Consider the following 12,737-nt stretch of genomic DNA (forward strand, 5'->3'; position numbering starts at 1 on the left):
AGATATTGGATTCTAGTGAAAAGAGAACCAAGAGAATTTTCTCTTGGTAATGTTAAATTATTTGCCGGTTTCAGAAAAATGCTTGATTCTTTCTCCAATTTCATCACGAACTCGTTGGAAGGTAGCCCATTTTTCTTCATCAGTTCCTTGAGCTTTAGCTGGGTCGTCAAAGCCCCAATGATCCCTTTTCACATGAGGTGGTGTCATTGGACATTTATCAGCAGCATCCCCGCAAAGAGTAACTACAAACTCCGCATTATTTAATGTTTCCATATCAATGATATCTGAAGTTTGATCAGAAATATCAATTCCAATCTCATTCATCGCTTTAACAGCATTCGGATTTAAGCCATGTGCTTCAATACCCGCACTTAGAACTTCCCACTCATCACCTAAATATTTTTTCCCCCAACCTTCTGCCATTTGGCTTCTGCATGAATTTCCTGTACATAAAAAGTAAAGTGTTTTTTTAGTCATTTCTAAGTAGTCTCCTTTGTACTATTCTTTAAATTAAATTACTGTTTTGCTATTATCGGTATAAAGATAGTTAATCAATTCCTCTCCATTAGAAAAATAATAATGAAATATATAAACCTAGAAGTGTAAGGAATAGGATTGGAATTGTTAGGATAATTCCAGTTTTAAAATAAGTGCCCCACGAGATTTTTACGCCTTTTTGAGATAAAACATGAAGCCAAACTAATGTTGCAAGTGAACCAATCGGTGTAATTTTTGGACCTAAATCAGATCCAATGATATTGGCATAAATTAGTGCTTCACGAATAGTTCCGGAAGTATTTGTTTCTGCAATTGCTAAAGCATCTATCATAACGGTTGGCATGTTATTCATAAGGGAGGATAGGAAGGCAGCAATGAATCCCATTGACATCGTAGCCACGAATAACCCTTGTTCTGCAGCCACTTCAATTACTCCAGCTAATGCATTCGTTAGTCCTGCATTTCCTAATCCGTATACGACAACATACATACCTATGGAAAAAAACACAATATTCCATGGAGCTCCTTTTATAACAGTTTTTGTGTCAACAGCGTTACTTCTTCTTGCCATTATAATAAAGAAAATCGCAATAATTCCAGCTACAATGGAAACAGGAATGTTGATGAATTCACTACTGAAGTAACCAACAACCAATATGGCAAGAACAAACCATGAAAGGTGGAACATTTTTATATCTTTAATTGCTTCTTTTGGTTCTCGTAGTTTAGATAAATCATATGTCCTTGGAATGCTTTTTCTAAAATAAAATAGTAAAACACTAATAGTTGCTATCAGTGAAAATATGTTAGGAATAATCATTCTCGAAGCATATTCCACGAAGCCAATATCAAAGAAATCCGCTGATACAATGTTAACTAGGTTACTAACCACGAATGGTAGCGATGTTGTATCCGCTATAAACCCACTCGCCATGATGAATGGAAAAATTATTTTTTCTTTGAAATTCAAATTACGAACCATTGCTAGTACAATTGGTGTTAATATTAATGCTGCCCCATCATTGGCGAAAAAGGCAGCAACAATTGCTCCTAAAATACTTATATAAATGAACATTTTAATACCATTACTTTTTGCAGCCCTTGCCATATGTAAGGCTGCCCATTCAAATAATCCAATCTCGTCTAAAATTAGTGATATGAGGATTATTGCAATAAAGGATAATGTTGCATTCCAAGTGATGTCTACTACTTCCATTACATCATTAAAATCTACAATACCTACTAATAAGGCAATAACTGCTCCTCCACAGGCAGACCAACCTATGTTCAAACCTTTTGGCTGCCAAATAACGAAAACAAGCGTTACTATGAAAATAATTGAAGCTAAAATAATTGGCGACAAAGTGCTAACCTCCATTAATTACACGAGATACGTAATCCCTGTGCTTCTAATTCTTTTAGTTTAAAATCTTGGTTTGGAAGATGATGAATTAAGCTTAGAACCAACGGAAAAACTTCACTTTCTTTGTTCAATGAATACATAATCCATTGACCCCTTCTAGTTTCCCGTACCAATCCAGCATCTTTTAACTTCCGTACGTGCTGACTAATGGCAGGCTGACTAACCTTAAATATTTCAACAAATTCACATACACAATAATCATGAGTATCAAGCATTTTAAGCATTGTAAGTCTTGTTTTATCACCTAACAGTTTTAATATTGTTGCTGCCTTTTCTATTTCAACTGTTGATGTTTCCATAAAAGTACCTCCTTTTCATGTAATTATTAGTATATAACGATTTACTTATATAATAATATGCTTATATTATATTTACAACTATACTTCGAACAGAACTTGGACCATTATCAATTAGATTGACTGTCGCGCCCTGTATGGGTAGCACTTATGGGAGATTAATCCTTAAAGATTGATTTCCCCAGCCTTACCTTTATTTTAGAAAAAATGGGCATGTTTCTTGATTCACCTATTAACTCTATATAATCATTCTGAAGGCTCTTCCTTATAAAAAATCTTATTCTAAGTCTCTTTTGTTATTCACATGTCCAGTTAAATATCCTTTTACTTCTTTTCAACATATAATGTTGAGAATCAAAATTAAAGGAGTGAAACACAATGGGATTTTTCCAGCCCGAGGGAACAATGGCACCACAATCCCCTCCACCACCTTTCATACCACCAAAACCTTCAGTATCCTATATAATTGACTGTTTATATCAAAACACGTATGTATGGCTTTTAAATGGGGACCAATACTGGTTCTACCCAACTCGTGTGGAATATGGTGAAGTATCTGGATATAGATGGAACGGTACCTTCTGGCAATTCTACGGAATTGACCCAAGATTTATAGATGCTGTTGCCTGTTATCCTACTCCTACCCTTTACTAAAATACAAAAAGCCTTTGGTAATTAAAAACCTCAAGGCTTTTTCTTATGTAATAGTCTTAAATTGAATACAATTAACACTTTTTAGCATAAAAACTCATTTGCAAATTTTTTTTTGCAAATGAGTTTTTAATTATTCGCTGACATCTAGTTTAATTATTTTGCTCTAAGAACTGGTAAATCGCCATCATTTCTTGTTTATTTAACTCACGAATACGCTTGAAAATAAGTAGATCTGCAACAGGCTCAAGATTTAAGCTTTGTGAAACAATATCACTTACTTTACCATTTAGCCATGTGTGCACGTCTATGCCCTCGACGATTTCTTTACGCCCTTCATCATTGATGCCACTTGCATAACAACTAACACACGGAATTGTTAATTTAAAGACGCCATCAGCAGATTATCTTCTGAAATAACTTTCTTTCCTTGGCAGAATGGACATGGATGGCTTTTTTTAATTTTATTTATTTGGGTAACTAATTTTTTGTAACCAAATGCTTCATAAACATATGTTAGTTTTTTGTATTTTCCATTAGTGAAATACTTATCAATGATGGTTTCTCTCGTTTCTGTGATATTGACAAAATCACAGATGGTAATCCGATTATTAATGCTGATTGCTTCGATATTGCCGCTATTAATGTCCCAGAATGGCAGGGCATTTTGTAAAACGATTTCATAGTGAGCAAAGCATGCAAGCTCTAGTTCAAGCATTTTCAGAGCGACTTGAGTTTCTCTCGGTAATAAGGACACATCTTCGCTTAAAATCATATCACCGCCGACAATGTCTTTTAATTTTTCTAGTTGCTGCTTCCCGACTGTTTTCATTGCTTGATCAAGTGGCTGGTTAATAATCTCACGTATATCCGAGTCGTCAAATTTCAGCTTTTTATGGTGGTTTAATACGGTTCCTTCGCAAACGGGACATATAATCATCTCTTTGGATTCTTTTATATGCTCTTTAATAATCGATTTCGATACAAATATATAACGCCCAATGATTAAATTAGCCTTCCCAAGTCCTTCTTGTCTTGCCTTCTTTATCATAAAATGACTTTTCCCAATACCCGTATAAAAAAGTATGCCTTTCTGCTTCAGACATGTCATTATAACTTTTACTTATATCCTGACCGAGTTCATTTTTAATCTCATTAAAGAGGAATTCTAATTTTGAAAACTGATAAAATTTTAAAACATTTCAATGAAATCCATAGACTTATTAATGTACTTTCTCCTCTTTTTTTACGATTGAGCAGGGGCTTTTTAAATGTTTTTATTTTTTTCAAGAAGAAATTTATTTTTATAGTAGTCAAAAAAAAGAGCTGCCTATGCACCTCGATGTTCTTTTGCAAAAGCCATCGTGAGGTAAGTATAGTTAGCAGCTGATACTATATTAACTAGAACTAAATAACTCTGGAAAGTCTGTTGCTGATTCTAGTCTTTATCTCTTCTAGACTTATCTACGTCGTTAACTTAGTTTCATTTTCAGGGTTTGTTTTAGAAAATAAATATCCTGAGCTCGAAACCGAAGCTACTAGTATAGATAAAAACATAAGAAGAAGTATTTCTTCTATTTGCATAAAAGGACTTATTACAAGAATAGTTAAGAATGAAAAAATCATTACTACTAGGAAAAATAGATTGTATCTCTTTTGTTTTTCTGTTGGTACAAAATAAAATATAGGTCCAAAGATAATAGAACTAATGCAAAAGAATACAAAGAATAAAAAAAACATAATTTCCTCCTATAGATTCTATATTTAATCTTTCTTAATTAATATATTATATTAAATAACTTTTCATTCATAAGTTCTCTCCTTGAACTTTAGTACTCTGGCAAGAATAATATACTTATGGTTGTACTGCTCCAAAATTAAGTCTACTTGGAGTTAACTAACCCATCCGGTCTTACATAGATAAGCAGATTTAAATATTATTAGATAACAAGGCGCTACTAATTCCTCTGCAATTTTTGTGAGAATCATTGTGAATCTCGTGACAAAACTATTATTGGGTAGAAAACTAAAAAAAAGAATCCCCAGCGATAAGGATTCGTATTTTCCTAAACATTAGATCCCACCTACTTCCATTTGCCAATTAAAGTATATGGTAAAATTCCAACCATCTGCATTTATAATTGGAACATTTTAAACTTCTTTTAGGGCATATACCCAGTCCCTTTATTTGACTTCTAGAATACAATAACTAGAAAATTGTATTTGGGAGATGGTTTGCAATTGGATAACATGAACAATATTCGTCCAGACGACCTTTGTGAGAAATTTGCGGAAATTTTGGGGGCAGCTCCCTCTATCGTTAATGGGGTTTGTACTGCAACAAGATCCCGGACAAATATTCATCCGGTTGTACTAGGCCGGAGAGCTGATTCCTTTATGTTTGTGCCTCAGGCATTTTCTTTTGAAAACCTTGATGAAAACGGAAAGGCATTGTGTCTTGGTGAAACTGTCCTCCTCCAGGAAGAAGCGAATCCATTTATGGCGAGGTTGCGTGAAGAAGGAATCATTGTAACCGCCCTTCATAATCACTGGTTGTTTGAAAATCCGCGATTGATGTATATGCATTTTGAATCCCTTGATGAACCTATAGCTTTTGCTAGAAAAGTAAGAAGTGCCTTAAAAGTCTTAACTACTCGCAATATTGGAGGTTCCCGAAGAAATCAAAGAACATCGGATAGACGGGGAGAAGAGCTTTGTGAGGAGTTCAATCGAATTTTAGATGGCAGCATGCATACATTTGAAGGTGGGGCTTGTATTGTGATGAAATCTCGTACAAATATTATGCCTCGAGTTCTAGGAAGGCGAGGAACGTCATTTTTATTGATTCCACAAATGTTTGCCTTTGAATCGTTATCTTCAGATGGCAGAGCTCTTTGCAGTGGGGAAACGGTGATCCTGCAAGAGGAAATCAACCCATTCATCGATGAGCTTCTGAAACATGATATTATTGTTACCGGCTTTCATAATCATTGGTTGTTTGAGGATCCAAGGCTGATGTATATCCATTTTGTAAAAATTGAAAAACCAATTCGATTTGCGAAAGAGGTAAAAGATGCTTTAGAAGTGTTGACTACAAAGAAGGTATCCTTCGATACTAAATAATGAGGACATTAGGATTTTCCAGTGGGAGATCCTTTTTTATTGCCTCATCACAGCTTGATGTAAAAGATGATTGGCTCCGAAGTGGTTTGTTTTATTATTCAGTAAATTAAACCATGAAAAAGTACCTGTAACTAAGCGCCATTAGATAAAGAAGCATCCTACTTTGCTAATTTTTTTGATGCGAAAATGTTTTACGAGTATGAACTTTGCTACCTCTATCGGTTTACTCATACAAATAATTTTTCTTTTATAAAAAAATTTAACAATATGAATTGAAGACAAATATAATATAGTAAATGTAAAGGAATGGAGTTAGAAGGTATGGGGCTATACATTTATCAAGTAAAAAAAATTCTACAAGAGGTAGAGTTTGATTTAGTTTTTAAAAATGTTGCGGACATAGCTGGCGTTGTATGGGAAATATACTCGATTGTTGACCCTAAGCAAGAAAATTTAGTAGTTGCCATCCTTAAACATACGGAGGGACAAAATTTGGGTACCCAAAACTTTATTCATCCCAATGCCGAAGGTTTAGAAGAGGTTGTGGAATTCAGCAAGGCCCAATTAAGTGCTTTTACTAAGATTGTCGCTGCCAATAATTTATAAAAATCACACCAAACCATCGGTATGATTTTTATTAGGATTACTGTATTAGGAGACCAACACAATTTTAAAAATAAATCACGTTGCTGTTTCAATATTTTCTCTGAAGTTATTCGAACAAGAAAACCAAAATCCTCTATTTGAACTTTGTTTTTCTTTTACGAACCTCCCGTTAGGAATAACAACTATATAAAATTTACAGAACCCCTTTTGAGTTCTTTTGCTCGATTAGTTATAAACCTCGACATATATTTCTCCAAAAAAATTTATCAGCAAATACGCCAATTGTACGAAGAGGTGACTTATACTCAAATGAATCAATCATTATGGTTCCGCCTTTTTCCTCTATAAATTGATGTGTATGATTAAAAGTCTCGACTTTGATAACCCTCATATTATTTACGTTTACCTCCTAGTTTATATATAAACTACTTTACGGTTTGATAAAATAATTGCGATTTTTCTTGTACTGCAACTTCTATCACTTCACGAAGGTTAAGTTCATTTGTAACAGCACACTTTAAGAGTCTTTCATAAGTATCCATAGTAAAAACCATCTTTGTAATCAATATTTCCTGTATCTAAATGATAATTTAAGTATAACTCACCTGGAACATATGGAATTTTCATTAACAGACCGCTCTTTAATAACAGATATAGCTTATCTTCTCTTTAATTGATAGTACAATTCTCAATGCACCAAGTTTGATAAATTACATCTATGCATTCATATAAATTTACATAGTTTATTTGGGAATATGAAATATGCTTTTCCAATATTCCTCTCTGTCTTTTGGTGAATCGAGTACAATTTTTTTATCTTAAAGTGCTGGAAGCAGGTATAGTCAAAGCTATATTTGCAACTGGATTAATATTAGAAGGGTCTCTTATTGGTATCATGGGGGTTCGTTTTGATAAGGTGAAAACGATGGATATCTCCATCATCATAATGGTGCTTACGTTAATAATCTTTGGCTACTCCATCTGGCTTTTATGTATTTATTGTGATGAGTTTGCTTATCGGCTTCTCCGGACCATTGGTTTTCAGCAACTTTTTATGCACTTATCCAGACAGAAATTGAACCCCATTTACTTGGAAGAGTGTTTAGCTTTATCGGCAGTGTTTCGTAACTAACCGCTCTAATCGGACTGGAGATTGCAGGTGTTTTTACCGAATTGACGAGTATTGCTACTTTCTTTGCAGCTACCGGAATATTAGTTTTAGTGAGTGTATTAGCAGCATATAAATTAAAATAACGGCAAATAACCCCCGATTAGTTTTGATACTGGTCGGGGGTTCACCTTTTTATAGAATGAAATCATCTTCACTTCGCTTTTTGTTAAATAATATTCAACTTTTTTAACTCTTCTAATCTTTCATCCGAAAGACCAAGCATTTCTTTATAAATCTCTTCATTATACTTTCCTTTTGTTGCACCAGAAGATCTTACTTTACCTGGGGTTCTAGAGAATTTCGCCACTACGTTTGGAACTTCTATTTCTCCTAATTCTTCATCTTCTAGCTTGATGAACGTCTCTCGATGTTGATAGTGAGGATCTTCAAATAACTGTGACACATCATACATTGGCCCGACTACTGCACCGGACTCGCTCAGTATATCAACAACTTCATCCAAATCACGTTCTTTTATCCAGTTACCTAATATTTCATCTATTTCATTTACGTGTTTTAATCGATTTACATTAGTAGAGAACTTATCATCTTCGATTAGCTCTGCTCTTCCAATTGCCTTAAAGACATTGGTGGTAATTGTTTGGGTGGATGCAGATAATGCAACCCAACTTCCATCTTTTGTTTGGTAAGCATTTCTAGGTGCTGTTGTATTGCTTCCATTCCCTAATCGTTCCGCAACTTTCCCTAGTTGATTGTAAGCCATTAAATGCGGTTCTAAAAACCTCATCAATGGTTCATAAAGAGAAATATCAATTACTTGACCCTTATGTTCAGGATTAATCATACGTTCATGAAGAGCAATCATGATAGATAATGCCCCAAAAACACCACTTACGCCATCAGCCAATGCAATTCCCGGCAATATAGGCGGACCATCTGCTGCACCATTTAGGGAGGTAAACCCACTCATCGCCTCTGCAACGGTTCCAAATCCTCCACGAGTAGAATAAGGTCCTGTCTGACCGTATCCAGTGGTTCTTAACATAATGAGCGAAGGATTTACTTCAGATAAAACATCCCAGCCTAAATTCCACTTTTCAAAAGTCCCCGGTTTAAAGTTTTCTACCACAACATCGACTTGTGCTGCCAATTCTTTAAACAATCGCTGACCTTCTTCTTCTTTTAAGTTAAGGGTGATTGTTTTCTTATTACGATTCAGTGTTTTCCATAGAAGTGGAATACCATCTTTTTTAGAACCATAATTTCGTGCGTGATCTCCGAAATCTGGATGTTCCACTTTAATCACTTCTGCACCATAATCCGCAAGAAAAGTACATGACCATGGTGCCGCCAACATGGTTGATGCATCTAGTATTTTAATTCCTTCTAAAGGTAGTCTTCCTTCATTGGATGTCATGACATCTATCCCCCATTTATAACCATTTCTCTTGCCTGTTTTTTCTTAAGCTCAAATTTCTCTATTGCTACACTTCTCTTCAGTAAGCGTTTTGCTATTTCATAATGAGGTGTATCAATCATTTGTCCATCTAATTTTGTCGCTGCCTTACCTTCTGAAGCAGCAAATTCGAAGACATCTATCACTCTTTTTGCATGGTCCACATCTTCGACTGACGGCGAAAATCCTTTGTTCAATACTTCTACATTTTGAGGGTGTATGCAACTTGCTCCAAGGAACCCATGCTTATAAGCTAATTGGGCACTTTCCAAAAAGCCATTCAAATCATTGTAGGTTGTTAAACTACCCATTAAACCTAGTGGCAAAATACCATTCTCCCGAGCGGCAAACAAAATTTGCATTCTCGGGATTAGCAGTGCTTCAAAGGTATCAGGTGATACTTCCATACCTGTATCCAAAGCAAAGTCCTCCGCTCCTAACGTTAAAGAATCAATACGCTCACTTGCCTTTGCAATTTCGTGGACATTCATATACCCTTTAATACTTTCAATCAATATCCCAATCGTTATTGTTCCTACAGGTATTCCCCGTTTTTCCTCTAATTTAGTAATTAGCTGATCCATTTCTATTACTTGATGCTTGCTTTCTACTTTAGGAAAATAAATACCGCTTAGCCCAGGCCAAACAGCTGCTTCTACGTCACCATTCAATAGCTCATTTGTATGGTTGACTCTTACAAGAACATCACTGCCACCCTTACCCGCTATGGAAATCGATTCTTTTATAAGCTCTCGTGTTGCAACTTTCTCGGAGTCAGCCACACTGTCTTCTAAATCTAGAACGATGGCATCAGCATTTCTTGCATATGCTTTATCTATAAATTTTTTATTATTCGCAGGCATGATCAGTCTGGAACGTCTAATTAAATTATCTAAATATTTGTTTTCCATTTTTACACCCCTGTTCTATGTATAAAATTTACTTACTAAAAAACTCATTCTTTTAAAGTATCAATTATTTATGTATGTTGGGGAGGCAATCAGCACAAGCACTTAACCCTATCTTTCTGCTTCTTGACTCCTCAAACTCTGCAGCTTACCAATGTATCTATCTTATAGTCTACTGACCCCGTATCGCTCGCCAACCATGCGCAATTCCATCAAAACTTCTGAAGTTAAAGGAATTCCATTTTGCTCATTTTCCCTAGCCTTAATATCTTCGAGTTCACCTGGCAGAAAAATTTTCTCAAATCCCTTAGCAAGTGGTACTTGCTTAATTTCTTCTGCCATTAACTCCATGCGTTGTTTAAAAGTATCCAATTCTTCAAACAGATCGGCACGCATAACAAAGAAAAATTGTCCTACATTTTGAGGAGTAGTTAAATCCTCTGGGCGTCCAAGATTAGCAGCAAATCCTGCTCCTGTAAACAGGCCAGATAAAACTTCAGCAAAAAATGCAAGGCCATAACCTTTTGGTCCCCCTACCGGAAGAACAATACCATCCATTGCCGCATTAGCATCCGTTGTTGATTCCCCCTCTTTTGTAAGTGCCCATCCAAGAGGAATGTCTTGATTATTTTTTACAGCAAGTTTTATTTTACCTCTAGCGACGACACTCGTTGCCATGTCAAATATGATATTTCCCGCTGATCCACCTGGAACGCCGTATGAAATAGGATTTGTTCCGAAATAACGGTCCTTTCCCCCCCATGGAGCCATATTAGAAGGAGCATTGGTTGTGGCAAATGCAATACAGTCATTTTCGACTGCATAGTTAGTATAATCAGCTAGCATTCCACAGTGATTAGAATTTTTGATTCCCACTACACTTATCCCGACTTCTTTTGCCTTTTCTACTGCAATACGTATCCCTTCTGTTGCTACTATGATACCTAACTCATTTGCCCCATCAATTAGAGCACTGGATGCTGTCTCTTTTATGATTGTCATTTCATGATTTTTGTTAACAACTCCACTTTCCAATCGTTGTATATAGTTATTTACTCGAGTAACACCATGAGAGTCTACACCTCTTAAATTTGCTAGAACAAGATGCTTTGCAACAATCTCACTGTGCTTTTGCTCGATACCCGCAGCTTGAAATACGTTAGCAACAAAATTCTCTAAATCTATTTTACTTACATGAGAAACCATTTTCATTGCCTTATTACCTCCTTTTAATAGCCAAACTTCTTAAGTTTCTCATCGAGCCAGTCTGGTGCCAACGAATTTGGAATCTCTCCACGCTTTCTTTTTTCTTCAAAATCGTTAATTGCCTCGATCCGTTTTTTCTCGTATTCAAATTTCTTTTCAGCCTTGATAAAAACCTCTTCGATTTGATCTCTTGGAACAACCGTTACTCCATCTGCATCCCCTACGATTAGATCCCCCGGATTTACGATTATCCCTCCACAAGTCACAGATGTGTTCATAGTGCCTGGACCATCTTTTAATGGGCCATTAGGGACAAATCCTTTTGAGAATATAGGTAAACCTAAATTTTCAAGTTCTTCCCGGTCTCTTATAGCTCCATCAATTACGATACCTTCTAGTCCTACTGCTTTGGCAGCTCTAGCCATTAATTCGCCCATGTATGCGTGGGTTGTATCACCCTTCCCATCAGCTACAAGAACATAGCCTTCGCTACCATCGTAAATTGCTTTATGCAAAAAAAGATTATCGGTTGGTCTCATTGTTAATGTAACTGCAGTACCCACGACCTTCATTTTTGAAGTAACAGGTTTGATTTGATAATCCATTCCGCCAGTACATCCCATTGCATCACTTAGAAGTGTGGAGTTGAGTTTTGATGCTCTTTCGATAATATAGTCAGGTAATAAAGTCGGTTTATTTGTTTCTATCATAAAAATAACCCCACGCTTTCTATTTTACTTATTAGAACGTTTCTTAATTTGATGTAAATGTTCGATTACTCTTTCCTTAGCCAAAGCAACATCTCTAGCTTTGATTGCTTCCAAAATTTCTAAATGCTCACGCTGTGCATTTTTAAAGTTTTCAGTTTCCCGAAAACTTAATTCTATCGTTTGATTCAAGATTTCAATGTGTAATTTCATAAAGTTAATAATCGCTATGTTTTTGCTGCATTCTGCTAGTGCAATATTAAATGGAATATATTTATCTGTATTAGTACTATCTTCTTTAGACATCATTGCGATTTCTTCTAGTCTTTTTAAGTCTTCATCTGTTGCTCTTTCACATACCAGTTCTATCATTCCAAGTTCAAAAATTTCACGTGCTTCTACTAAGTCGATACGAGCAGCTTTTCTTAGTTCATCAATGATTGATTTATCCGCACTAGGATTAGATAAGAAATTATTTCGAAAATATCTCCCTCCACCAGGACGAGTTTCAATAACACCTTGGGACTCTAAAATGCGAAATGCATCTCTTAAAGTCCCTCGGCTTACCCCAAGTTCTTTCGAAAGCTCTCTTTCTGAAGGAAGCATATCTCCTAATTTCAAATTCCCTAATTTATATTGTTTTTCAATTTGCTCAATGACTTGCTCGTATAATCTTTTTGGTTTTATTTTTTGATGTTCCATTCGGTTCACTCCACCTTGTAAACTCCCGA

The 12,737-nt window shown here is 35.6% G+C and carries 14 protein-coding genes and 1 pseudogene; 4 read left to right on the forward strand and 11 right to left on the reverse strand.

Annotation, left to right across the window (positions count from 1 at the left end; genetic code table 11):
* Positions 1–57: 57 nt before the first annotated feature.
* The 3 genes from arsC to P2Q73_RS10625 all read right to left on the reverse strand — a co-directional run bounded on the left by arsC (position 58) and on the right by P2Q73_RS10625 (position 2,220).
* Positions 58–477 (reverse strand): arsenate reductase (thioredoxin), encoded by a 420-nt coding sequence (arsC, locus tag P2Q73_RS10615; protein ID WP_275786777.1) that lies wholly within the window; start codon positions 475–477, stop codon positions 58–60.
* A gap of 88 nt (positions 478–565) precedes the next feature.
* The gene (locus P2Q73_RS10620; RefSeq protein WP_275786779.1) at positions 566–1,861 is read right to left on the reverse strand and encodes an arsenic transporter; all 1,296 of its coding nucleotides are present in this window, start codon (positions 1,859–1,861) and stop codon (positions 566–568) included.
* A 14-nt stretch (positions 1,862–1,875) separates the two neighbouring features.
* On the reverse strand, positions 1,876–2,220 hold the full coding sequence (locus tag P2Q73_RS10625; RefSeq protein ID WP_275786782.1) for an ArsR/SmtB family transcription factor: 345 nt from the start codon (positions 2,218–2,220) through the stop codon (positions 1,876–1,878).
* A 375-nt stretch (positions 2,221–2,595) separates the two neighbouring features.
* Between P2Q73_RS10625 and P2Q73_RS10630 the strand changes: the two genes are divergently transcribed.
* Positions 2,596–2,871 (forward strand): hypothetical protein, encoded by a 276-nt coding sequence (locus tag P2Q73_RS10630; protein ID WP_053589526.1) that lies wholly within the window; start codon positions 2,596–2,598, stop codon positions 2,869–2,871.
* Positions 2,872–3,020: 149 nt separating this feature from the next.
* Here P2Q73_RS10630 and P2Q73_RS10635 read toward each other — a convergent pair.
* Positions 3,021–4,067 (reverse strand): annotated as a pseudogene (locus P2Q73_RS10635) (excinuclease ABC subunit UvrA); the annotation flags it as partial.
* Positions 4,068–4,332: 265 nt separating this feature from the next.
* Complete coding sequence (locus P2Q73_RS10640; RefSeq protein WP_053589527.1) at positions 4,333–4,608, reverse strand: hypothetical protein; 276 nt, start codon at positions 4,606–4,608, stop codon at positions 4,333–4,335.
* Positions 4,609–5,118: 510 nt separating this feature from the next.
* On the opposite strand from P2Q73_RS10640, the gene P2Q73_RS10645 reads away from it, so the two are divergent.
* Positions 5,119–5,991 (forward strand): LppY/LpqO family protein, encoded by an 873-nt coding sequence (locus P2Q73_RS10645; RefSeq protein ID WP_275787467.1) that lies wholly within the window; start codon positions 5,119–5,121, stop codon positions 5,989–5,991.
* Between the two features lie 321 nt (positions 5,992–6,312).
* Positions 6,313–6,597: a hypothetical protein gene (locus P2Q73_RS10650; RefSeq protein ID WP_053589529.1), complete on the forward strand. Its 285-nt coding sequence runs from the start codon at positions 6,313–6,315 to the stop codon at positions 6,595–6,597.
* Positions 6,598–6,826: 229 nt separating this feature from the next.
* On the opposite strand, the gene P2Q73_RS10655 is transcribed toward P2Q73_RS10650, so the two are convergent.
* Complete coding sequence (locus tag P2Q73_RS10655; protein WP_345798837.1) at positions 6,827–6,988, reverse strand: hypothetical protein; 162 nt, start codon at positions 6,986–6,988, stop codon at positions 6,827–6,829.
* 402 nt (positions 6,989–7,390) lie between these two features.
* Between P2Q73_RS10655 and P2Q73_RS10660 the strand changes: the two genes are divergently transcribed.
* Entirely contained in the window at positions 7,391–7,729 is a 339-nt protein-coding gene (locus tag P2Q73_RS10660; RefSeq protein WP_275786788.1) for a hypothetical protein, read from the forward strand.
* 205 nt (positions 7,730–7,934) lie between these two features.
* On the opposite strand, the gene P2Q73_RS10665 is transcribed toward P2Q73_RS10660, so the two are convergent.
* The 5 genes from P2Q73_RS10665 to P2Q73_RS10685 all read right to left on the reverse strand — a co-directional run bounded on the left by P2Q73_RS10665 (position 7,935) and on the right by P2Q73_RS10685 (position 12,708).
* On the reverse strand, positions 7,935–9,146 hold the full coding sequence (locus tag P2Q73_RS10665) for a CaiB/BaiF CoA transferase family protein (protein WP_275786790.1): 1,212 nt from the start codon (positions 9,144–9,146) through the stop codon (positions 7,935–7,937).
* 5 nt (positions 9,147–9,151) lie between these two features.
* Positions 9,152–10,096 carry an HpcH/HpaI aldolase/citrate lyase family protein gene (locus P2Q73_RS10670; protein ID WP_275786793.1) on the reverse strand — a complete coding sequence of 315 codons (945 nt, stop codon included), beginning with the start codon at positions 10,094–10,096 and terminating at the stop codon, positions 9,152–9,154.
* Positions 10,097–10,258: 162 nt separating this feature from the next.
* Complete coding sequence (locus P2Q73_RS10675; RefSeq protein WP_275786796.1) at positions 10,259–11,305, reverse strand: Ldh family oxidoreductase; 1,047 nt, start codon at positions 11,303–11,305, stop codon at positions 10,259–10,261.
* 17 nt (positions 11,306–11,322) lie between these two features.
* Positions 11,323–12,009 carry an RraA family protein gene (locus tag P2Q73_RS10680; protein ID WP_275786798.1) on the reverse strand — a complete coding sequence of 229 codons (687 nt, stop codon included), beginning with the start codon at positions 12,007–12,009 and terminating at the stop codon, positions 11,323–11,325.
* A 24-nt stretch (positions 12,010–12,033) separates the two neighbouring features.
* Complete coding sequence (locus P2Q73_RS10685) at positions 12,034–12,708, reverse strand: FadR/GntR family transcriptional regulator (RefSeq protein WP_275786801.1); 675 nt, start codon at positions 12,706–12,708, stop codon at positions 12,034–12,036.
* Positions 12,709–12,737 lie beyond the last annotated feature (29 nt).

It is taken from the genome of Bacillus sp. Cr_A10 (assembly GCF_029222665.1).
In the GTDB taxonomy this organism is placed as follows: Bacteria; Bacillota; Bacilli; order Bacillales_A; family Planococcaceae; genus Psychrobacillus.